Origin of the sequence: Aquimarina rubra, assembly GCF_042684305.1 — a bacterium.
GTDB classification, from domain to species: Bacteria; Bacteroidota; Bacteroidia; order Flavobacteriales; family Flavobacteriaceae; genus Aquimarina; species Aquimarina rubra.
This window is the reverse complement of sequence record NZ_JBHULE010000002.1, coordinates 624,346-647,314: the sequence shown is the minus strand read 5'-3', so window position 1 is coordinate 647,314 and position 22,969 is coordinate 624,346. Positions and strand designations below refer to the sequence as shown.

Here is a 22,969-nt window from a genome sequence, read left to right as displayed (position 1 = left end):
AGTATACAGATACGATATGAAGACAATAGATAAAATACCAACTACGAAATTAGGTCGCACAACGGAATTGGTGAAGACAGGTGTGAAAGTAGGTGGAAATTATCTTAAATATTATAGTAAAAAAGCAGTGAATCCTAACATTACTAGGGATCAGCTTAACGAAAATAATGCTGCGGATATTTATGATGGATTAAAAAACCTAAAAGGAAGTGCGTTAAAAGTTGCACAAATGCTTTCTATGGAGAAAAACATACTGCCTAATGCTTATGTGGAAAAGTTCTCTTTAGCTCAATTTAGTGTTCCTCCATTGTCTGCACCTTTAGTAAGAAGAACTTTTAAAAAATATCACGGAAAATATCCAGAAGAGTTATATGATACGTTTGCAACTCAATCTGTTAATGCTGCCAGTATCGGACAGGTACATAAGGCATCTAAAGACGGGAAAAAACTTGCTGTGAAAATTCAATATCCTGGAGTTGCAGACAGCATAAGTTCTGATTTGGCGATGGTAAAGCCCATCGCCATCAGAATGTTTAATTTAAAAGGCAAAGACTCTGATAAGTATTTTCAGGAATTAGAAGGTAAGCTACTTGAAGAAACAGATTATGTTTTAGAAGTACAACAAAGTAAAGAGATCACACAAGCCTGCTCAAAAATTCCAAATCTTACTTTTCCTAAGTATTATGAAGAGTTATCCAGTAAGCGAATCATTACAATGGATTGGATGGATGGCATACATCTTAGTGAGTTTGCCAAAGAGAATACAGATCAGGAAAAAGCGGATAAAATAGGACAGGCACTGTGGGACTTTTATATGTATCAAATGCATATTTTAAAAGCAGTACATGCAGATCCACACCCGGGAAATTTCCTGGTAGATAAAAAAGATAATTTAATTGCGATAGATTTTGGTTGTGTTAAACAAGTACCTCTTGAATTTTACACTCCATATTTTGAACTAGCGGAAAAAGAAAATATAGAGGACCCCGATTTTTTTGCCCTAAAGATGTTCGAACTGGAAATACTCCGAGAAGATGATTCTGATGATGAGAAAGCCTTTTTCTCGGAGTTGTTCTATGAGATGTTGAGTCTGTTTACTAGGCCTTTTAATGAAGAAGTATTTGATTTTGCTGACGAAGGCTTCTGGGGAGCAATTACCGAATTAAGTGAAAAATATTCTAAAGACACTGAGCTAAGAAAAATGAATGGTAATAGAGGAAGCAAACACTTCTTATATATCAACAGAACGTTTTTTGGCTTGTATAATTTGCTACACGATCTAAAAGCAACGATCCGTGTTAAAAATTTTGAAAAGTACCTTTAGTCAGTCAATCCTGACTGGCTTTGGTTTGTTTATTTATTGGTTAGGTTGTTAGAAAGGCATGCTGTGGTTGGCGTGCCTTTCGCTTTTTAGCTGATTTATCTGTAAGGGTTAATTAGTATAACTTATGAGGTTAATTGCTACTAATTATGAAAATCCAAGAGTAATGAAATGTTTAAAATCATAGATTATGCCTGTATTTACTATGCGTGCATACAATAAGATTGCCGTTTCTTTTATCAAAAACGTAAGAATACATATCTTGCTTTGCAGTTTTTTTTAGCATTATAAGCAATACGCTATAATTACGCACAATACACACTCAATATTATAATATATGTATACTTCAAAAGTAACAGGATTAGGAAGTTATGTTCCTGAAAATGTTGTAACTAATGACGATCTTTCTAAAATTATGGACACCAATGACGCCTGGATTCAGGAACGTACAGGTATAAAAGAAAGACGTCATATCAAAAAAGGAGACGGAAATAGTACTTCTGTCATGGGAGTTAAAGCAGCAAAAATAGCTTTAGAAAGAGCAAAACTCACAAAAGACGATATAGATTTTATCATTTTTGCCACCTTAAGTCCTGATATGTATTTTCCGGGAGGAGGAGTCAGAGTGCAAGATATGATGGATATGAATACAATTCCTGCGTTAGATGTACGTAATCAATGTAGTGGTTTTGTATATGCGGTATCTGTAGCTGATCAGTTTATTAAAACAGGGATGTATAAGAACGTTTTAATTATCGGAAGTGAGAATCATAGTGGTGGACTTGATATGACCACTCGTGGTAGAGGAGTTTCAGTGATATTTGGTGATGGAGCTGGAGCAATGGTGTTATCAAGAAATGAAAAAGAAGACGGTAGCGGTGTGTTGTCTACACATTTGCATAGTGAAGGAGCACACGCTAAGGAATTATCGTTAGAAGGCCCAAGTACTGAGCATTGGGTTCCTGAGATTATTGCTGAAAATGATCAGGAAAATATACCTTATTACCCATATATGAACGGACAATTTGTATTTAAGAATGCCGTAGTTCGTTTTGCCGAGGTGATTAATGAAGGTTTAGAGAAAAATAATCTTGCAGCTACGGATATAGATATGTTGATACCGCATCAGGCGAACCTTAGAATTTCGCAGTTTGTGCAAAAGCAATTTAGACTCTCTGATGACCAAGTATATAATAATATTCAGCGATATGGAAATACAACCGCCGCTTCAATCCCTATTGCTCTGACAGAGGCTTGGGAACAAGGAAAAATCAAAGAAGGTGATTTGGTGGTATTAGCTGCTTTTGGAAGTGGCTTTACCTGGGGTAGTGCCATTATTAGGTGGTAGTAGGAAAATTAAAAATTTAAGTAAAAATAAAAATCGCGAAACTGATGCTTCGCGATTTTTTTATTGTTACCTGGGTTATTTTTTTTCTTTAAAGGCTAATTCAAATAAATCATAACCATATTGGTACTATAATAGACGTAACAAATTGCATAGTGTTACAAAAACAACGTTTTTTTTACATTTATTTAACTTCGAGGTATTTATTTTAAATAATACTTAAATTTAACAAATAATATAAAGATAATTTAATTAATTAACATTTTATTTGATCTACTTAAAGTATACCTCCACCGGTTTTTTCATTTTTATCTCTTCTTTTTCTGGAAACTTTTCTATTCTTTCCACTACCAAAGCGATATGATAACCCAAGAAAAATTGTCTGGGTTTCTCCTTGAAATTCTCCGCTTTGTTCAAAAGGAAAATCTCCGGAGAATCTAAAGCGCATTGTATTAAAAATATCATTAAAGTTGATACTTGCAGTTCCTTTTCCTTGTAAGAAGTTATATCTCGCTCCTGTATTTACAAAATAAAATGGTTTCGTTTTAAATTGTATCCCTTCTTGCTCTCCTCTATAAAATCCGAATATCTGAAAAGTTAAGTTTTTGGTAGCTTTAAAGTTATTATTCATTCTAAAATTATAAACCACAGCATCCACCTCACTAGAAACCTGAACTATTTCATCCATGCCATTTACTTCTACTACATCTTCTACAATACCTTTTTGCGTTTGTGCATAGAGATCAAAACTAGCATTAAAGTTCCACCATTTGGTCGGGCGATAATTACTGGAAATTTCTATTCCGTAAGCAGAATTGTTGTCAAAATTTTCAAAAGTAAGTATCTGACCTTCTTCTACGGTTGGATCCGCTAGTAAGGTTTGATTAATTTCATCATTAATTAAACGGTAAAAAGTACCAGCTGTAATAGATCCTCCTTTTAGTTTACGAGTATAATTTAACTCAATAGAATTTGTGAATTGAGGATCCAACTCAGGATTTCCTCTAGAGGTAATTCTAGGAGTGCTCCATTCTCTAATTGGATTCACCTGATTGAGTCCAGGTCTGTCTACTCTTCGACTATAACTTAATTGATAGGTGTTTTTCTCTCCAGGAGTATAGGTGAGATAAGCAGATGGGTAAATGGTAAAAATGTCATCTTCAAACACTTTTTGATTATTAAAAATGGCTTCTACCTGATAGCTTTCTAATCTGGCTCCAAGTTGATACGACCATTTTCCGTAGTTTTTTCCATAGGTAGCATATAATGCATGGATATCACGATCGTACTTGTATTTAGAATCATCAAATAAGGTAGACTGATACTCATTGTCAGTGCGTCTTATACGGCCTTCATATCCCAGTTCTAATTTGGCTTTCTCGGATATTGGATTTACATAATCTAAATTGATGGTTGTGTTTGTTCTCTCATTATTCAATACATCATCATAGTTAGGTGTTGCACCTCCAATAAAATCAAAATCATCATCGCTATCACTTTCAAAAACGTTGTAATCAACTTCTAATTCTATATTATGTCCTTCTTTTTTGAAATCGTGTTTGTAATCAAAATTATAAGTAGAACCTAAGTTATCTCGACTATTCATTAAGTTTTGAAATAGATTATCCTCTGGATTGTCAAGAAATATGATATCGGTAGTTCCGTTAGTACCTCCATCAAATAAGTTTTGATTCGTGTACATGGATATTGTATTTCGGTCATTGATATAGTAGTCAAAGCCTACCTTAAATAAATGTGATTTGTTGTTGTCCTGAAAACGAAAATCGGTTCTATAGTTTTGATCTCCTCTAAATACAAATCCTTGATTTAAGTTTTTGCTAATGTTGGCGCCATAATTTCCGTACACATTTATCTTACCACTTCTGTAATTTAGATCGATAGAACTATTGAATCGTGCATTTCTATCCCAGTTTACACCAAGATTTACGTTTCCATTAAAACCAATATTAGCGTTTTTACGCAGTACAATATTTATAATACCGCTCATTCCTTCCGGATTATATTTTGCAGAAGGGTTGGTAATTAACTCTACAGATTTGATAGAAGTCGATGGAATTTGTTTCAATAATTGGGTTGGAGAAATATTGGTAGGCTTACCATCGATTAGTATTTGTACATTAGGGTTACCACGCAATGCTATGTTGCCGTCCTGATCTACATTGACGGATGGAATGTTTTGCATAATTTCGGCTGCAGTACCTCCGGTGGTTGTGAGATCTTTTCCTATATTAATTACCTTTCTATCAATTTTTTGCTCAATTGTAGTACGCTCTGCGATAATGGTAACATCGTCTAGTGCCTGAGCTTCTTCTTCTAAAGCAATGACACCTACATCTATATCTTTACTTTTTCTGGAAATTTCAATGGGTTGAGTGTAACTAGTATATCCAATAAATTGAATTTTCAATGTATAATTTCCTTTTGGGACATCTGTAATTAGAAAAGTTCCGTCTTCTTTGGTAATGCCTCCACTGATTAATTTTTCTGCCCCATCATTAATAATAATAGTAGCATAAGGGATAGGTTCATTAAGACCTTTATCGATTACTTTTCCCTTTACGGTTCCAACTACTACATCATTATTTGGTTGGGCTGTGACTAGAACACAGCATAATGATAAAAATAATAGAATTAGTTTTTGACCTGTCTGTAGACCGGGTAGATTAATTGCTTTCATCTGACGTTTATTTGATTGATTTTATGTTAAACACTGTACTTTGTATTGCATAATACAAAGTCACACGTTCTCTTTGTTTAGTACGTTGATTAGACGTACGTTTTGGTATATGACGATTAAGTATGAAATCTGTTACACAAGAAAATCTTTTTTAACAATTAATTATTAAATCAAAAACCGCCCCTGGATAAGGGGCGGTCTTCTATAATAATCAAATAGTAACACTAACCATCAACTATGAATAAAATTTGATTATTAAGTAACTAACTAACTAACTAAATTTATGAAAAATCATATTTCTTATCTATAAGACGCGACTGATAAGGCATGTGTTACACGTCCTTTTTGTTTTTAACATTTTGGCGTTTATTTTTAACGTTTAAACCATGAAACACTAAGGTATTAACTTTATTTTGCGACTAAATTGTTCAGTAATATGTCTAAAAAGACCTTGGTATTAGGAGCTTCTTTAAAATCTAATAGATATTCTAATTTAGTTATTCATAGATTAGTAAATCATCAGCAGAATGTTGTTGCGATAGGGCTTCGGGAAGGAGAAGTGTCTGGGATTAGAATAGAGACCGCTTTAATTGATTTTGATAATGTTGATACTATTACTTTGTATCTAAATCCTATGCGTCAACAGCAGTATTATGAATACATAGTGAGTCTTCAACCAAAAAGGGTCATTTTTAATCCGGGAACCGAAAATTCTGAGCTGTATCAAATCCTCTCACGAGCTAATATAAAAGCTGAGGTAGCTTGCACCTTAGTATTACTTTCTACGAATCAGTATTAATCCAAGAAAGGTCAATAAACCATTAAGAGGGAGTAATTCATACCCAATTTTATAACCTCCTATAAATTCCGGAGGTATTTTCCATACTCCAATAATGATAACAACAGAGAGTAAAGCAACGATCCAGCTATATTGATCTTTGATTTTGTAATTGGTAAAAACCCCAAAGGCAAATAATCCTAGTAATGGGCCATAGGTAAAAGTAGCAACGGTTAATAAGTTACTGATTACATTTTCTGTTAATACATGTTTAAAGATTACGATGACAATGATTAGTAGAGCACTCATAGCGATATGAGTTTTCTTTCGGATAGCTACCTGATCTTTTTCATTTTTTTTCTCAATTCCTAAAAAATCTATACAAAAAGAGGTTGTTAATGAAGTTAAAGCACTATCTGCACTACTATAGGCTGCTGCTACCAATCCAAGAATAAATGCAACGGCTAATACAATACCTAATCCTCCATTAATAGCTATTTCTGGGAATAGTAGATCAGTTTTTACACTACCATCTACGATTGGCGTGGCGATATTGAATTGATCTGCATATATGAATAGTAAAGCACCTAATAAAAGAAAGACGAAGTTGACAACAATCAGTACTAAACTAAAGGAAATCATGTTTTTCTGTGCTTCTTTCAAATTACGACAGGTTAGGTTTTTTTGCATCATATCCTGATCCAATCCGGTCATACAGATGGCTATAAACATACCTCCGATAAATGACTTAAAGAAATGATTTTTTTCTAAAAAGCTATCGAAGAAAAATATTTTATCATAGTTTTTTAATTCATCAGAAGAAAGAAATTCTGAGAATGACCATCCTATTTGATCATTGATATAGTAGATTGCCGCTCCTACAGCAATTAACATAAATAATGTTTGTAAAGTATCCGTCCAGACAATGGTTTTGATACCTCCTCTAAAGGTATATATCCATATCAAAAGTATGGATAGAATCACCGTAATTTCGAATGGTACATTCCATTCATCAAATATATATTGTTGCAGAACAATTGCCACAAGGTATAATCTGAAAGAAGCTCCTAAAACCCTGGATATAAAGAAAAAGAAAGCTCCGGTTTTATAACTCACTATTCCAAACCTTTCTCCAAGATATTGGTAGATGGATGTAACGTTCAGTTTATAATAAATAGGCATTAAAATGTATGCGATTACAAAATACCCAACAAGGTATCCAAAGACTACCTGCATATAGCTAAATTGGGCTCCTTCAACCCATCCGGGAACAGATATAAATGTGACTCCGCTTAGTGAAGCTCCAATCATACCAAAAGCAACAACATACCACGGAGATTGTTTGTCAGCCTTAAAAAAAGCATCGTTTCCCGAACTTTTTCCTGTGCAATATGAAATTAATAGTAGTACACCAAAATAAACGGCAATTAAAAGTAGAATATGTATGGGTTGCATATAGAAATCCGAATTAATAAAACACCAAAATACGAATTAAAAATATGTAAACAACAGATTTAGAAAATAGCCTTTTAATAAGAAGATTAATTTTTTATTCGGAAACTTATTAAAGTGTTTTAGAAGAAAAGTAATTAAGTTTTTAAACTAAAATGGTAGTTTTGAGTAATACTGTGATAACAATTAATGCATTATCGTAAACTACTATATCTGATTTTTTTCATAAACGTTTGTGTGTCATATGCTCAGCATCCTGCATACATTCACTTATCGGATAAAGATGGTCTTCCTGATATAGAATTTTATAGTATTATTGAAGATAATCAGGGTTTTATCTGGTTAGCTGCAGATACAGGTTTATACCGTTACGATGGTAAAACTTTTAAAAATTATACCCATCCAAAAAAAATAGGATTATCTGTTTTTGGCCTAAAAATTGGACCAGACGGCAAAGTCTGGTGTAATAATATTGCCGGTCAGTTTTTTTATGTAGAAGATGATAAACTGGTTTTGTTTACTGACTTAAATGGTGAAAATAAAGGAATACTTCCGCAATTTACTTTCATGAAGAATAGGTTAGTCATCTTTGCATTGAGAAAAGGAATATTGCTATTCGATCTTAAAACCCAAAAAAAACTGCCAAGCTCAATCTTATCAGACGCATACAGGAATGTTTTTGTGCAAAATGACACCTTGTTTTATCAGCAAAGTAATCTTGTGAAGTATAAGGTGGATAAACAAGAAATTCATTATAAAAATATAGAAACTGACTCCTCTCAATTTTCGAGTTTTCAAACAAAACATTTTAAATTCAAGAACCAATCATATCTTTATTATTACAATTATATAACCAACAATTCTCATTTGTTTAAAGATAAAGGAGCGAGCTATCAAAGTATATCACTCCCAAAAGGAATAGAAAGTAATAAAGTAATTTATGCTCAGGTTATCGAAAATGATCTTTGGTTGTGCACAGAGGAAGGTATTCTTGTGTATGATTTAAAAGAAGAAACCTTAACACTAAAAGCAAGGTATTTTAAAAATAAGGTGATTACTAAGGTGTTGAGAGATAGCGAAGGTAATTATTGGTGTACTTCTCTAAGAAATGGAGTGTTCGTTATTCCAAACATTTATATTGAAAATTATGAATTACCTCAAAATTTGTCCAACATTACGAGCATGGAAGTTGTCAAAAGTACCCACTTGTTGTGTGGTACTCATAATGGAAATTTAATTGACATTGATATATCAACAAGTAAGGTAAATATTGTGAAATTAGAATACGATCAGAAAGTATCGTCAATCTTAGATGATAGTTATAATGATCAAGTCTATATTAGTCAACAAGGTAAATCCTTTATTTTTAATTTGAAAACTGGTTTAATACAAGAAGAAAATGTTTTTTTAAATGCTAAAGATCTATCTCTTATTTCAGAAAATAAATTTCTGTTAGCATCTTTTGAAGATGCTAAAATTATTGATTTTAATAAAAGCGATCTAAACCAAAAGATATTCTCCAAATTACATACTGGAAGATCGTATAGTTCCTATTACAGTAAGAGTAGCAATACTATGTATGTGGGATATTTAAGAGGATTGAGAATATATAAGTCTACTGGTGATTCTAATGTTATAATGCATAACAAAAAGTCAATTTTTGCTATTGATATTACAGAAACTTCTGATGGGATGATTTGGGTTTCTACTTTTAAAGATGGTGTTATAGGTATAAAGGAAGGAAAGGTATTGAAGCATTATACTTTGCAAAATGGCTTACTTTCTAATCAAACTAAAGTTATAGAAGGAGATGGAAGAACGCTTTGGATTGCAACGGATAAAGGGTTACAAGTTTTAAATATAGAAACAGGAAGACTTAGAAACCTAACTAAAACAGACGGGGTCATAGCGCAAAATATCACTGATATTAAAATTAAGGATTCGTATGTATATATCAGTTCTAACAAAGGAGTTTTTAGAATTAACAAGGATAAAGTATTCACAAAGAAAAAGTTGTCTGGATTCTATTTTGAAAATGTGTTAATTGAAGATAAAGAAGTAACTCTGAAAAATAATTATACGTTACCTCATGACCACAGAAAAATCCAGTTTAGATTCCATACCAATGGATTTTCTTCACAAAAAAACAGTTTGTATCGGTATCGGCTTGGTGGAACAAAAGATAACTGGGAAACTTTACCTTACGGAACAAATCAATTAACATTTAATAGACTTTCTCCTGGTAAGTATTTGCTAGAAGTCAAAGCAGTTGAGAAAGATGGTATTGCTGAAACCTCTAGCCAGAAAATAAATATAAGAGTGAAACACCCATTTTATCAAAGGTGGTGGTTTATCATAAGTTGTTTAGTTACAATAATATTTGTGTTATGGTTTTATTTTTGGAGAAGAATTACGAAACTAAAGACCAAGCAACAAGAATTGTTAGAAAAAGAACATTTACAATTTCAGATCGCGACTTCAAAATTAAAAAGTCTGCAATCGCAAATGAATCCTCATTTCATTTTTAATGCCATGAACTCCATACAAAACTTGGTGTTAAAAAATGATAAACAAGCTGCTTACACCTATCTTACTAAGTTTGGATCACTGCTTAGGGATAACCTTTATATGAGTGAAAAGAGCTTTGTGTATTTTGACGAAGAATTATCTCATTTAAAAAAGTATTTAGAACTGGAAAAATTAAGATTTAGGGACGATTTTGAGTATGAAATATTTGGAGAAGAGACTATAGAGGATATTAAAATTCCGTCTACAATCATCCAGCCTTTTGTAGAAAATGCATTAAAACATGGATTACTGCATAAAAAAGAAGGTATAAAAACAATTAAATTAGAATTTTATCAGGAAAAAGATATTTTACGGTGTGTGATTACTGATAATGGAATCGGAATGAATGCTTCCAGAGAAATTGTGGGGTCTCAAGAATTAAACCATGAGTCGTTTTCAACAAAATCCATTAAGCAGAAATTGACACTTCTTAAAAAATATTATAAAACTGATATTGGTTTTTATTATGAACCTATTACAGAAGGAACAAGGGTAGTTATAAAAATACCATCCTTGTTTGAAACACCGGATGATTTCTCTTAAGGTTTGGAAACTTTTTTGGCTTATTTGGAAAGATTCAATAAAGTATAGGGATAAAAAAGGTAATTTACCTTTAGGTTTAGAAATTATGAGATTAGTCAATTCCAATAATCTGATTGTTTTAAGATAGTATTTATGGAGGAAGAAATTACAAGTATTTTAGTAGACGATGAAATAAATGCAAGGGAAAACTTACGGTTTTTATTAGCTAATTTCTGTAAAAATGTAAATGTATTAGCAGAAGCAACAAATGTAGATGAAGCCTTAGAGCAAATACGCAAATATCGTCCACAAGTTGTCTTTTTGGATATAGAAATGCCACAAAAGAACGGTTTTCAATTATTTGAATCCTTTGACCAAATAGATTTTCAGGTAATTTTTATTACGGCTCACGATAGTTATGCTATAAAAGCATTTCAGGTGGCTGCGATAGATTATTTATTAAAACCAGTTGAGATTCAATTATTGCAGAATGCTGTTAAAAAAGCTCAGAACTATCTTCAGCAAGATACTATAGATAATAGAGTACAATTATTAAATGAAAATAAAAAGAAGATTAATAAGATAGCAGTACCCTACAAGAGTGACTATGCAATTATTAGTGTACAGGATATTCTCTATATACAAGCAGATAGAATGTATTCTATTATTTATACGAATCAACAGAAAAAATATACGGTTGCTAAAAAATTACACTATTATGAAGAGCTACTTCAGGAAGAAGGAACTTTTATACGTGTACATCGCTCGTGGATCGTTAATTCTGATAAAATAAAATATTATTCCAGAAAAGAACGAAGTGTTCAATTACTTGATGATACCGATATTCCCGTAAGTAAAGGATATAAGCTTGCTTTTGAAGCGATTTTCGAATCCTAAACCAATAATAATATATAAAAATATAGTCTTTAAGTATCCTAAGCATAATTGTGTTACATTCTTCGTCTTACCAAAAGTCCTTTTTTGGTTTTGTGTTTATACTCTCTTAATCTTTTAAAAGTTTTAGTCTAATACTTTATTGTATTGTTTGTTTTCTTGACACCCTTCTTATTCCTAGAATCCTGGTGTTATAAATTCATTTGATCACAACGTATGCTTTTAATTTCTTCTTGGTTAGCGCTTCACTTCAATTGAAATAAGTTAAGGTGTTAACATTTCATTGGGAAAATATTGGATTCCATTCGGAAACTATTCTGATCATGTTTTAAGGAGATGTGTGATTTTTATTTCATATAAACTTAAAAAGAAGGAATATGAAAACACGAATACTATATGTAATGCTATTCATAACTAGTGTGGCGTTTGCACAGACACAAATATTCAATGGTGTACCTAATGCAAGAGGATTATCGGTAGATGATAATTATGTGTACACCATGAGTGGATCTACTTTACACAAAATAGATCATACCCAATCAAGCCCTACTTTAGAAACAGTAGCAACTGGTTTTGATAATACTCCATCAAATAATATCGGATTTACTGGCCTTAATTTAGCACAACAAGGTACTGAAATATTAATTCCAGGAGGGGTCACTAATAAGGTTGGTTTTGCTTCAACTACAGGTAGTAGTTCAAGTAAATTAAGCATAGTAGATGCTTCATACGTAGTTTTTTATTACAATGGTGTCCCATACTTTATAACCAAAAAAGGGACATTCACATCGGGTGCTAATATCAGACGATATGATGGTGTTAGTGGAAATACTGTGAATACAACGGTTGTAGCGACATTGCCTACTGCTTTTTCTAGGATTAGTGATGCAACTATGGATGGTGATATTCTTTACTATGTTGATATAGGTGGTAGTAATAATGTAGGAGCAATTTATAAAATTGATTTGTCACAAACCAATCCTACGGCTCAATTAGTCCTGGGTAATATAGCTTCTCCTAGAGGAATTCGTTATGCACAAGATTATCTTTATTTTACTAGACCTACTGCTAGTGGAGGTATTCTTAAAATAAAAGCAGATGGAACAGGAGCTGCAACCGCTGTAGGTAATTCTATTCCGTATGCAGCAGGTATAGCTATTAGAGGTAGAGATATATATGTAGTCAACTCTCTTAGCGGATCAGCTATATATAAGTATTCAGATCCGACAATTCAAGCTTGTGATGTGCCAGTAAATATTACGGTTTCAGGAATAACGAATAATTCAGCAACAATAAGCTGGGATATGGATGCTATTTCAACATCTTTTGATTTGGTATATGTTGAAAGTGGGCAGCCAATAGGAAATGGAACCACAATTTCTAATATTACAACAAATTCTCAAATACTATCGAATTTAGTTCAAGGACAATTATATGATGTATACGTAAAAACATATTGCTCAAGTTTAGCAACGGATTCTGGGTACTCAAATGCAAAGACATTTCTTATGAGTTCAACAGTATATGTGGATAAGGATGCAACTGGCGCCACCAACGGAACCTCTTGGACAGATGCTTTTATTACATTAGAATCGGCATTAGAAGTAGTGGCTTCTGGAGCCGAAATATGGGTCGCTGAAGGTGCTTATACTCCAAGTACCACAAATATGGATCCAAGACAAGCAAGATTTACAATCCCGAATGGAGCAATTTTGTATGGTGGGTTTAACGCTACCGAAACTCAACTGAGTCAAAGAGATATTAATACAAACATTACCATATTAAGTGGGGATATTAATGGAGATGATAATGCAAACATTTTAGATACAGAACCTACAAGACAAGATAACGCCTATCATGTCATTGTAATAGAAGGAAATACAAAAGATGTAGTAGTAGATGGCTTTACCATTGCGAATGCAAATTCTACAGTATCAGACAGAGCTGCTATATTTACAAATCCACAAACAGCAGGAGATGAAATAACGGCTACTATAAGAAATTGTATTATAGAGAATAATTCAGGTTCTTATGTTGCAGGATATTGGTCAGATATGCCAAATATTCCTACAGTGTATTCTGATGTAGATTTTGAAAGTTGTGTAGTTAGAAATAATTTTTCAAGAAATAATAATACATTTTTGGTAAGTGTTGGTAATGTGAAGGCTAGAGGATCTATAGTAAACAGTCTTTTTTATGATAATATTTCGCAAAACAGAGCATCTTGCTTATACATATATTCAGATTCTTTCGAAATTATCAATTCTACTTTTGCTAATAACACAGGGTCAAATGGTAATGTAATATCGATATTTTCTGGTAGTACAGTGGGATCAATTGAAAATACAATCATTTATGGAAATGGTAGTATAACTCCTTTGGAATTAATTAACGGTACACCAGCTGGTGTAACGGTTAATAATAGTATTATTGAAGGGGGACAGTTAGGAGCTATAAATAGTGACCCGTTATATATGAATGCTTCTGCGGATGACTATACGTTGCAAAGTGGTTCGCCAGCAGTGGATACTGGCAGTAATACAGCTCTGCCTTCAGGAATAAATACAGATTTATCAGGAGGAATAAGGATAATAGGAGGGACTGTGGATCTTGGGGCTTACGAATATGGTACAAATAGTACTTTGCGCAGTTTGACTATTAATAGTGGTGTCAATGGAAATGTCACTCCTTCAAATGGTGTTTATATAGATGGTACTACAGCGACAATAACCGCAACACCTAATGCAGGGTATCAGTTTGATGGTTGGAGCGGTGATGCTAGTGGAGCTACAAACCCACTAACCATTACTATGGATGCTGATAAAACAGTAACTGCGTTATTTAGTGTAACTCAACGTAGCTTGACTATCAATGCGACCAATGGCTCTATAACAACCAATCCGAATCCTACAAATGGGACTTATGATGATGGAACCAGTGTAATCCTAACCGCTACACCAGATGCAGGCTATCAATTTGATGGATGGAGTGGCGATGCTAGTGGAACCACAAATCCATTAACCATTACTATGGATGCTGATAAAACGGTTACTGCATTATTTAGCGCTATTCAGCGCACCTTAACTATTACTGCGACCAATGGATCAGTAACTACCAATCCAAACCCCACGAATGGAACCTATGATGATGGAACAAGTGTCGTTTTAACAGCTACACCGGATGCAGGCTATCAGTTTGATGGATGGAGCGGAGACGCAAGTGGAACCACAAATCCGCTAACGATTACTATGGATGCTGATAAAACGGTTACTGGGTTATTTAGTCAAGTTTGTCTGGTAAACATACCTGATGCTAATTTGAAAGCATATTTAGTAGGAAATAATGCTATAAATACTAATGGTGATATGGAAATTCAGTGTACTGAGGCTAGTGCCTATTCAATTCCTTTAAATATACAATCACAAAATGTAGCAGATGCTACAGGTATTCAGGCTTTTACAAGTATTATTGAGCTAAGAGCTGGGTTTAATCAATTATCCACACTTGACTTAACTGGGATGAATAATTTAGAGCAATTATACGTTACAAATAATCAGTTAAATACCATTAATCTAAGTGGAGTACCCAACCTCAAAAATTTGCAAATCCACAATAATCAACTAACATTTTTAGATGTAAGCAATGTAACTCAATTAGAGGGTTTAAATTTCTCTGACAATATGCTTGCTAATATCGATTTATCAACAAATGCAAATTTGAAATTCCTAGTTTGTTATCGAAACCAATTAACCAATCTAGATGTCTCTTCTAATTTACAGTTAGAAGGATTGCTATGTGCTGAAAATCAAATAATAAGTCTGGATTTGTCTAATAACACTGTTTTTAATGGGAATTTAAGAGTTAATGATAATAATCTTTCAATCCTAAATGTAGCAAATGGGAATAATAATAATATGGGGGCCTTCGATGCGACTAATAATCCAAACCTTTCCTGTATTACTGTAGATGATATTTCTTATAGTAACGCAAACTGGAGTGGAGGAGTAGATACACAAACAAGCTTTAGTCTAAATTGTACTGCGTTAAGCGTTATAGATAACGATACACCAATTGAATTTGTATTGTATCCAAATCCTGCAAATGAAGTTTTGAATATTAAAACAGATCAGCCTGTAGAGCAAGTTGAAATTTATACACTTTTGGGTAAGAAAATAAGTAGTTTGTCAAAAATAAATATGGAAGTTGATATTTCTGATTTGAGTAAAGGTGTTTACTTTATCAATGTGAAAACTGCTAAAGGGAGTAGCACTAAAAGATTTATAAAACGTTAATTTACCCGATTCATTTATAAGAAAACCTCAAAGGATTTTTTTGAGGTTTTCTTTAATTTCTTTAAAAAGTGTATTTTAAAAATGGAAAAATTATTTAATAAATATCGTTTAGAAATAACATTAATGATTTTCTACTCAATAGTAGTATGTTTGATTTATGGATTGTTCTAAAAAGATAACCTATCGATTTCGTACATCACTTTCCACCATCCCATCTCGTAGTCGAATGACACGATGTGCGTGAGCAGCAACTTCTTCTTCATGAGTCACTAATATAACCGTATTTCCAGCTGCATGAATATCATCAAATAATTGCATGATTTCCAGAGAAGTTTTAGAGTCCAAATTTCCGGTTGGTTCATCTGCTAAAATGATAGAAGGCTTATTGACCAAGGCGCGACCTACAGCAACACGTTGTCGTTGACCTCCGGAAAGTTGATTGGGTTTATGATCCATACGATCTGCAAGCCCCACATCTGCTAATACCTCTTCAGCCCGTGCATTTCTATCTTTCTTAGAAGTTCCGGCATAAACCATAGGTAATGCAACATTATCCAAAGCAGTAGTTCTAGGCAATAAATTAAAAGTTTGGAAAACAAATCCAATTTCTTTATTCCTTATTTCAGCCAATTCATCATCCGTCATTTTACTTACGTCATTTCCGTTTAGGTTATAGGTCCCGTCAGTTGGCGTGTCTAAACAGCCCAAAAGGTTCATTAAAGTGGATTTACCTGATCCTGAAGGCCCCATGATGGCAATATAATCACCTCTTTTAATTTCCAGATCAATACCCTTAAGTACATAAACAGTCTCTTGACCTAGTTGAAAATTCCTAATGATACCTTTAATGTCAATAACGTTTTCCATGTGATGTATTAAATTACAGCTGTAAGATACAATTTTAGCTTATATGACGCATTAAGAATCGAGTTGTTACATTAAAAGTGATTTTTTATTTATATGATATTTCTCATTTTTTAGTTCCTTGATTTATATTACATTTTGTTTTTAAACAATAGTCTAAAATGTCTACAATCGAAAAATCAACGCTTGTAAGTAGCGATGCGATATCAAATACAGAAAAGCTAGTCTTGAGTAAGACTGATATTAATTTTTGTATAGAATATGTTGATGAGGATATTGTGGTTCTAAGAAATAGATCTAACGAATTAGATTACAGTAAAAAGTCTTCTACGGTGCTATATCACGCAGATATACCCAAGGCAATTCTAAAAAGGTTTTGGGTACAATTACATGGTAAAAGAAATACTGTTCTTATTAATAAAAATCCGATGGATGATGGAGGGTATTATTGGGTTATCATAGATTTTGAAGCAAAATTTAATTCGAAAAGTAAGATGTTCTCATTTTTTGCGAGAAGAATATCTCCAACAATAGCAACGGTTAAAGAAATTTCGAAGTTATATCAGAAACTTCAATCTATAGAGCAAACTATGGGACTTGAGGTGTCAGAGAAATATTTGATGAGGTTTCTAAAAGATCGAAAGCAGACTTTTGATGAATATATAAAAGAAATTATCAAACTCTAATGATAAAATGTTCTTTTTCCTGTTCTCTTCTAAAAAACACAAAACCAAGATCATAGGTGTCAATGGTTACTTTGGTCTTTGAGTTATTTTGTAATTGTTCCCAAATAAATTGATTAGACTGTGATTTATGAATTTCATTGAATAGAAGTAGAGAATCATTATGAACTAAAGAAAATATAGTTTCCAGTAGTTCAGGATTGTTTTCACATGGAGCAATATCCATATAAATGAAATCGAATGGATGTTTAACTTCTAAAGAATCGGAGATAGAAATCTGATTGTTAACTGATAAAATTTGGGTAATAAAATCAGATGAATCACTTAAAATCAATATCTTCTTGTAATCGAGATAGGGGATGAGCCTATTTAAAAGTTTGGCATTCTTTAAACTTATATCTAGTGTATTGTTCTTATGAAAATTTTTAATCGAATTATAAGAAGCTCTTTCTTTTCTATCATAAAAACACTTAGTAACCAGATTATAAACAAAAGGAGAATGGACACCATGTTGATTGGTAGATTTCCATAAGAAGTTCAGATAAGATTTAAATTTAAATAACATCAGTTCGAAGAATAGATATTAGTTATTCCATTTTCTCAGAAAGTTCCAGCCAGCGCATTTCTTTTTCTTCGATAGCATCTATAATCCCTTTAAGTTTGGCAGATTCTTCATTGATCTTATCTCCCTCCAACGCACCACTGTTAAATAAAGCTTCGATCTCTTTTTTCTGAATTTCTAATTTTTTTAGATCACGTTCTATACGATTATATTCTTTTTGTTCATTGTATGATAAAGCGGTTTTATTATCTTTTTTCCAGGAAGTTTTTGTTTTAGGCTCTGCATCGGGAGTTTTTACTTTCTCTGGTTCACGACTATTTTCATAGGCGCGGTAATCAGAATAGTTACCAGGAAAATCTTCAATCACAGCATTTCCTCTAAATACAAACAAGTGATCCACTATTTTATCCATAAAATAACGGTCGTGTGATACTACAATTAGGCAACCCGGGAAATCTAACAAGAAATTTTCTAAAACGTTCAATGTGACAATATCCAGATCGTTCGTGGGTTCATCCAGTATCAAAAAATTAGGGTTTTGAATCAAAACGGTACATAAATACAATCGTTTCCTTTCGCCACCGCTTAGTTTTTCTACAAAATCATATTGCTTTTTTCGGTCAAACAAAAAGCGTTCTAATAATTGTTGAGCAGAAATTTGTCTTCCTTTTTTCAAAGGAATGTAATCACCAAATTCTCTGATAACTTCAATGACTTTTTGTCCTTCTTTTATGGTAATTCCTCTTTGCGTATAGTACCCGAATTTTACGGTATCACCAACTACTATTTTACCTTGATCCGGTTGGATACCTCCGGTAATCATATTTAGAAATGTTGATTTTCCTGTACCATTTTTACCAATAATACCTACACGTTCTCCTTTTCTGAATACATACTCGTATTTGTCTAGTAATGTAAGATTTTCAAAACTTTTCGAAACTTTATGGATTTCCAGAATCTTGCTTCCCAGACGTTCCATATTGATTTCAAGTTGTACTTCGTGATCATTTCTTCTCTGATGAGCCCGTTCTTTAATTTCATAGAAATCATCGATTCTAGATTTAGATTTTGTGGTACGAGCTTTGGGTTGTCGTCGCATCCAATCCAATTCTTTTTTATAGAGTTGTTTAGCTTTACCCGTTTCGATTTCTTCATTAGCTATTCTAGCTTCTTTATTCTGTAAGTAATATGCATAATTACCTTTGTAGCTGTATAATTTACCGTTTTCTAACTCTACAATTTCGTTACACACGTTTTCCAGAAAATAACGGTCGTGAGTTACCATAAATAAGGTGAAATTTTCTTTGGCAAAATACTCCTCTAGCCATTCAATCATTTCCAGATCCAAATGGTTGGTAGGTTCATCTAAATAGAGTAGTTCTGGTTTGCTTAATAAAATATTGGCAAGCGCTAATCTTTTTTTCTGTCCTCCGGAAAGTTGACTTACTTTTTGATCCAGATTTTCAAGTTTTAACTTAAAAAGAATTTGCTTGTATTGTGTTTCAAAATCCCAGGCATTTAAAGCATCCATTTGCTCAAAAGCTTTCTGATAAGCCTCGCTATCATCAAGGTTTTGTAATGCTTTCTCGTAGGTATTGATTACGCGCAGCGTCTCGTTATCTGCGGCAAAAATAGTTTGTTCGATAGTTAGATTGGGATCCAAATTGGGTTCTTGAGGTAAGAAAGCAACTTTTAGATTTTTTCTATATACTACTTGTCCTTCATCAGGCTCTTCGTCACCAGCAATAATATTAAGAAGCGATGTTTTACCTGTTCCATTTTTTGCAACAAAGCCTATTTTCTGACCTTCATTTATTCCAAAAGAGATATTTTTAAATAGGATACGTTCCCCAAAGGATTTGGCTATATTTTCTACTGATACGTAATTCACGTGGTTTTTTTTAAAGTTGCAAAGGTACAAAGTTGCAAAGCAACTAAGTTATAAAGTGATCAAGTTTCTGATTTTAGCTATGTTTTCTACAATCTTATCCAAAATTTATAAGAAATTTACTTCTGTAAAGAAGTTTGGGAAAGAGTTTTGGTGAAATTAGTAATCATTGTTTTCTTTAAAACTGATTTTTTTTAATGAACGCAAGAGTATTCGTATTTAGCTTATAACGATTTTCTTCTTCTGGTCACAGAAAAGAGGAAAATGAAAATCATCAGAAAAATAGCAACTCTAGCCAGATAATCTCCAGCTTTTACATAAAATGTGATTTTGTCGTTGGTTTTGAGAGTGCCTTTTAAGGCTCCTTGTTCATTATACCCAAGAGATGAAACTATAGTGCCGGTTTGATCTATAATTGCAGAAATTCCTGTATTAGCACTTCTGGCAATACTTCTGCGAGTTTCTATCGCTCTAAATTTAGCATATGCAAGATGTTGTTTATGTCCTTGGGTAACTCCCCACCAGGCATCATTGGTAATAATCGCCAGAAAATCTGCATTATTCCTAACATACCCTGTTACAAACTCACCATAGACACTTTCATAACATATAATAGGTCCCGCACCAATATCTTCATTTGTAAAGAAAACTTCTCGATCTGGTTGTGTTGTCTTTTTTGCGACTGTACCACCCAAATCGATCATTGCATCACCAACGATTGGTTTAAAGACGCTTTGATACGGAAAGTTCTCTACACCTACAACCAACTTACTTTTATGATAAAGCTCGTCGGTTCCATCAGGTCTTACCAGAAAGGCAGAGTTATAGTCATCATAAAAGACTCCACTTTTATGTTCATTGGTTTGAGAGTGTACTTTTGAAGGGTCTCGAAAAACATCAAGTAGTGAAATACCAGATAAGAAATTCGCTTTTGGATATTCGCTGATGATACTTAAAGCTGTTTTTTTGGCAATAGAACTCTGAAAGTTTTTCAGTCTATTGTTATCCGCAAAAACTGTTTCGGGGGCTATAATGAAATCTGTTGTGTCGCTAATTTCTGTTGCAGTAAGTGAGCTTAACAATACGCTCACACGGTCATCAGAAGTATTGTATTTCTCCGTATACGGATTTATGTTTGGTTGAAGGATTACAACTTCTACATCCTTACCATCTTCTTCATAGGTTTTCAGGATAACAAGAGAAATTAAAATCGGAAAAATAATAATCAGTCCATTTCTGATGGCGGATCGATACAGAATTGATTTGTCTTTATGTTCAATAAAAAGTAATGCATTTTTAAATACGCCAATGTTTACAATCCATATCCATAAAGTCCCACCAAAGGTTCCCGTATATTCATACCATTGTATCCAGGAAGTAAAATTTGCAAAACCGTTTCCTAAATTAAGCCACGGCCATGAAAATTGCCATTGTAGATGTAAATATTCGAAACTCATCCATATGCATACCAAAAAAACAGATCCAATTGTGAACGAAGCTCTTCTAGCGATTATGTGATATATGAGAAATACGAGTGCCATCAATAAGCTATTTACAATTTCTGCAAACCACATGCCAAAAGGAGTAGAGTTGTAGATCCACCAGGTGGTAATCGTATTCCAGATGAAAAATGTAAGAAAGGATAATCCAAATACTTGGATGTTATGGTTTTTGTTATGACGAATTTTATATTCCGTTATTAGTAGCGGAACAAAACCGAAAAAAAGAAATAATGGGAAACCGTATGTAGGCCAGCCGATTGCGAGTAATAAACCGGATATAACAATAAGTAAAATATTCTTCATAAAGAGTGTTCTGTCTTAATAACGAAAATAGTTTTATTTCGTTACAAAACTTAAAATCAAAGTTAAAAAAAGGCTATGATTAGTTGATGTTTATCTAAAAATACTCCAATCTACTTTAATAGAAAATACATTAGAATAGATAGCAGCACTCTGATCTCCTATATCTGTCAAGGCATAATCTACCTGTATGCCTTTGTATTTGAAGCCAACACCAAAATTAGGTTGAAAACCTACATTGTCCGATCCGTCAAATTGCTCAATATTCTGAAAATTACCAACACCACCACGCAGGTATACGATCTTGGCATAATCCAATTCAAAACCAAAAGCAGGAGTAACGCTAATTGCTGAAGAAGAAATGATATCATTCGTTTCTGCAAAACGAACATTCATATCTAATTCAGTATTTAAACCAAATTTTTTACCTAAATCAAATTTTCTTGCTGCTCCAAACTGTAATTTTGGAATTGTGATCTCAGTAGTTTCTGGTAATTCCTGATCTCTGATTTGTGGTATTTGATCTTCATCCGGGATTCCATCACCATTAAGATCTCCGATGACAAAGTCTTCTATACTCCAGGCATTAAAGGTTGTGGTAATATCACGTACCATAATTCCGAATTGCCAGTTATTCTTTTTGTATTGCAAAGCTGCATCAAAACCAAATCCCCAGGAAGAAGCAAAATCACCAATGACTCTTCTTATTACTTTAGCATTAGCTCCATAACTCAATCCTTCTATTGGTAATTTTCTCGAATAAGAAAACGTAAACGCATAATCTGCAGCAGAGAATAAGTTGATTCTTGTATAATCTATATTGCCATCGGCGTCTACCAAACTTGTAGTATCCAGGATATCATCGACTCCAAATCGAATTAAAGAAAGTGCGATAGCGCTTTTCTCATCCAGAGGCATCGCAAAAGCTAGGTAATCATAATTAGCAATGTTTGCAAAATATGCCGCGTGCATAAAAGATACCTGATTATCCTCTAAGTTTATGAGACCGGCGGGATTCCAATATCCGGAATTTACATCTCCAGAGGTTGCTACTACAGCATTGGCCATACCCAAAGCACCGGCATCTACACCGATATTTAGAAATTCATTAGAATATTTTCTAGTCTGTGCCGAAGAAAGGGATACAGCTAGAAAAAATAAAACAATTATAATTCTTTTCAATCCAAGCAATTTTTGACAAATATCTCACTATTTTTCAACATGATAAACTTTATTTGTGATTTCATATTGTGTAGTCTATGTTAATAGACGGAAATAGTTTGTTATTTTTACACAAAAT

The 22,969-nt window shown here is 33.2% G+C and carries 14 protein-coding genes; 7 read left to right on the top strand and 7 right to left on the bottom strand.

Annotated elements, in window-relative coordinates; translation table 11 throughout:
- Positions 1-16: 16 nt before the first annotated feature.
- Together ACFSR1_RS03350 and ACFSR1_RS03345 are read left to right on the top strand one after the other, a co-directional pair.
- Positions 17-1,324 (top strand): ABC1 kinase family protein, encoded by a 1,308-nt coding sequence (locus ACFSR1_RS03350; protein ID WP_378289613.1) that lies wholly within the window; start codon positions 17-19, stop codon positions 1,322-1,324.
- 334 nt (positions 1,325-1,658) lie between these two features.
- Positions 1,659-2,669 carry a 3-oxoacyl-ACP synthase III family protein gene (locus ACFSR1_RS03345; RefSeq protein ID WP_378289611.1) on the top strand — a complete coding sequence of 337 codons (1,011 nt, stop codon included), beginning with the start codon at positions 1,659-1,661 and terminating at the stop codon, positions 2,667-2,669.
- A 274-nt stretch (positions 2,670-2,943) separates the two neighbouring features.
- On the opposite strand, the gene ACFSR1_RS03340 is transcribed toward ACFSR1_RS03345, so the two are convergent.
- On the bottom strand, positions 2,944-5,364 hold the full coding sequence (locus tag ACFSR1_RS03340) for a TonB-dependent receptor domain-containing protein (protein ID WP_378289610.1): 2,421 nt from the start codon (positions 5,362-5,364) through the stop codon (positions 2,944-2,946).
- 436 nt (positions 5,365-5,800) lie between these two features.
- Here ACFSR1_RS03340 and ACFSR1_RS03335 point away from each other — a divergent pair, with 436 nt between their 5' ends.
- On the top strand, positions 5,801-6,163 hold the full coding sequence (locus ACFSR1_RS03335) for a CoA-binding protein (RefSeq protein ID WP_378289608.1): 363 nt from the start codon (positions 5,801-5,803) through the stop codon (positions 6,161-6,163).
- Here ACFSR1_RS03335 and ACFSR1_RS03330 read toward each other — a convergent pair.
- Positions 6,140-7,597 carry a sodium:solute symporter gene (locus tag ACFSR1_RS03330; RefSeq protein ID WP_378289606.1) on the bottom strand — a complete coding sequence of 486 codons (1,458 nt, stop codon included), beginning with the start codon at positions 7,595-7,597 and terminating at the stop codon, positions 6,140-6,142. The two genes, ACFSR1_RS03335 and ACFSR1_RS03330, sit on opposite strands and share 24 nt — an antisense overlap.
- A gap of 234 nt (positions 7,598-7,831) precedes the next feature.
- Here ACFSR1_RS03330 and ACFSR1_RS03325 point away from each other — a divergent pair, with 234 nt between their 5' ends.
- From ACFSR1_RS03325 to ACFSR1_RS03315, 3 genes are all read left to right on the top strand, one after another.
- Complete coding sequence (locus ACFSR1_RS03325) at positions 7,832-10,705, top strand: sensor histidine kinase (protein WP_378289604.1); 2,874 nt, start codon at positions 7,832-7,834, stop codon at positions 10,703-10,705.
- Positions 10,706-10,837: 132 nt separating this feature from the next.
- A complete protein-coding gene (locus tag ACFSR1_RS03320; protein ID WP_378289602.1) occupies positions 10,838-11,581 on the top strand; it encodes a LytR/AlgR family response regulator transcription factor in 744 nt (247 codons plus the stop codon).
- A gap of 374 nt (positions 11,582-11,955) precedes the next feature.
- Entirely contained in the window at positions 11,956-15,870 is a 3,915-nt protein-coding gene (locus tag ACFSR1_RS03315) for an InlB B-repeat-containing protein (RefSeq protein ID WP_378289600.1), read from the top strand.
- A gap of 180 nt (positions 15,871-16,050) precedes the next feature.
- Here the strand turns inward: ACFSR1_RS03315 and ACFSR1_RS03310 are convergent, their stop codons facing one another.
- Entirely contained in the window at positions 16,051-16,737 is a 687-nt protein-coding gene (locus ACFSR1_RS03310; RefSeq protein ID WP_378289598.1) for an ABC transporter ATP-binding protein, read from the bottom strand.
- Between the two features lie 158 nt (positions 16,738-16,895).
- Between ACFSR1_RS03310 and ACFSR1_RS03305 the strand changes: the two genes are divergently transcribed.
- A complete protein-coding gene (locus ACFSR1_RS03305; protein ID WP_378289596.1) occupies positions 16,896-17,420 on the top strand; it encodes a hypothetical protein in 525 nt (174 codons plus the stop codon).
- Here the strand turns inward: ACFSR1_RS03305 and ACFSR1_RS03300 are convergent.
- From ACFSR1_RS03300 to ACFSR1_RS03285, 4 genes are all read right to left on the bottom strand, one after another.
- Entirely contained in the window at positions 17,410-17,982 is a 573-nt protein-coding gene (locus ACFSR1_RS03300) for a hypothetical protein (RefSeq protein WP_378289594.1), read from the bottom strand. The genes ACFSR1_RS03305 and ACFSR1_RS03300 overlap by 11 nt on opposite strands.
- Before the next feature lie 22 nt (positions 17,983-18,004).
- Positions 18,005-19,870, bottom strand: a complete 1,866-nt coding sequence (locus ACFSR1_RS03295; protein ID WP_378289592.1) for an ABC-F family ATP-binding cassette domain-containing protein — start codon at positions 19,868-19,870, stop codon at positions 18,005-18,007.
- Positions 19,871-20,091: 221 nt separating this feature from the next.
- Positions 20,092-21,672: an apolipoprotein N-acyltransferase gene (gene lnt / locus ACFSR1_RS03290; protein WP_378289590.1), complete on the bottom strand. Its 1,581-nt coding sequence runs from the start codon at positions 21,670-21,672 to the stop codon at positions 20,092-20,094.
- A 90-nt stretch (positions 21,673-21,762) separates the two neighbouring features.
- On the bottom strand, positions 21,763-22,851 hold the full coding sequence (locus tag ACFSR1_RS03285; RefSeq protein ID WP_378289588.1) for a putative type IX sorting system protein PorV2: 1,089 nt from the start codon (positions 22,849-22,851) through the stop codon (positions 21,763-21,765).
- Positions 22,852-22,969 lie beyond the last annotated feature (118 nt).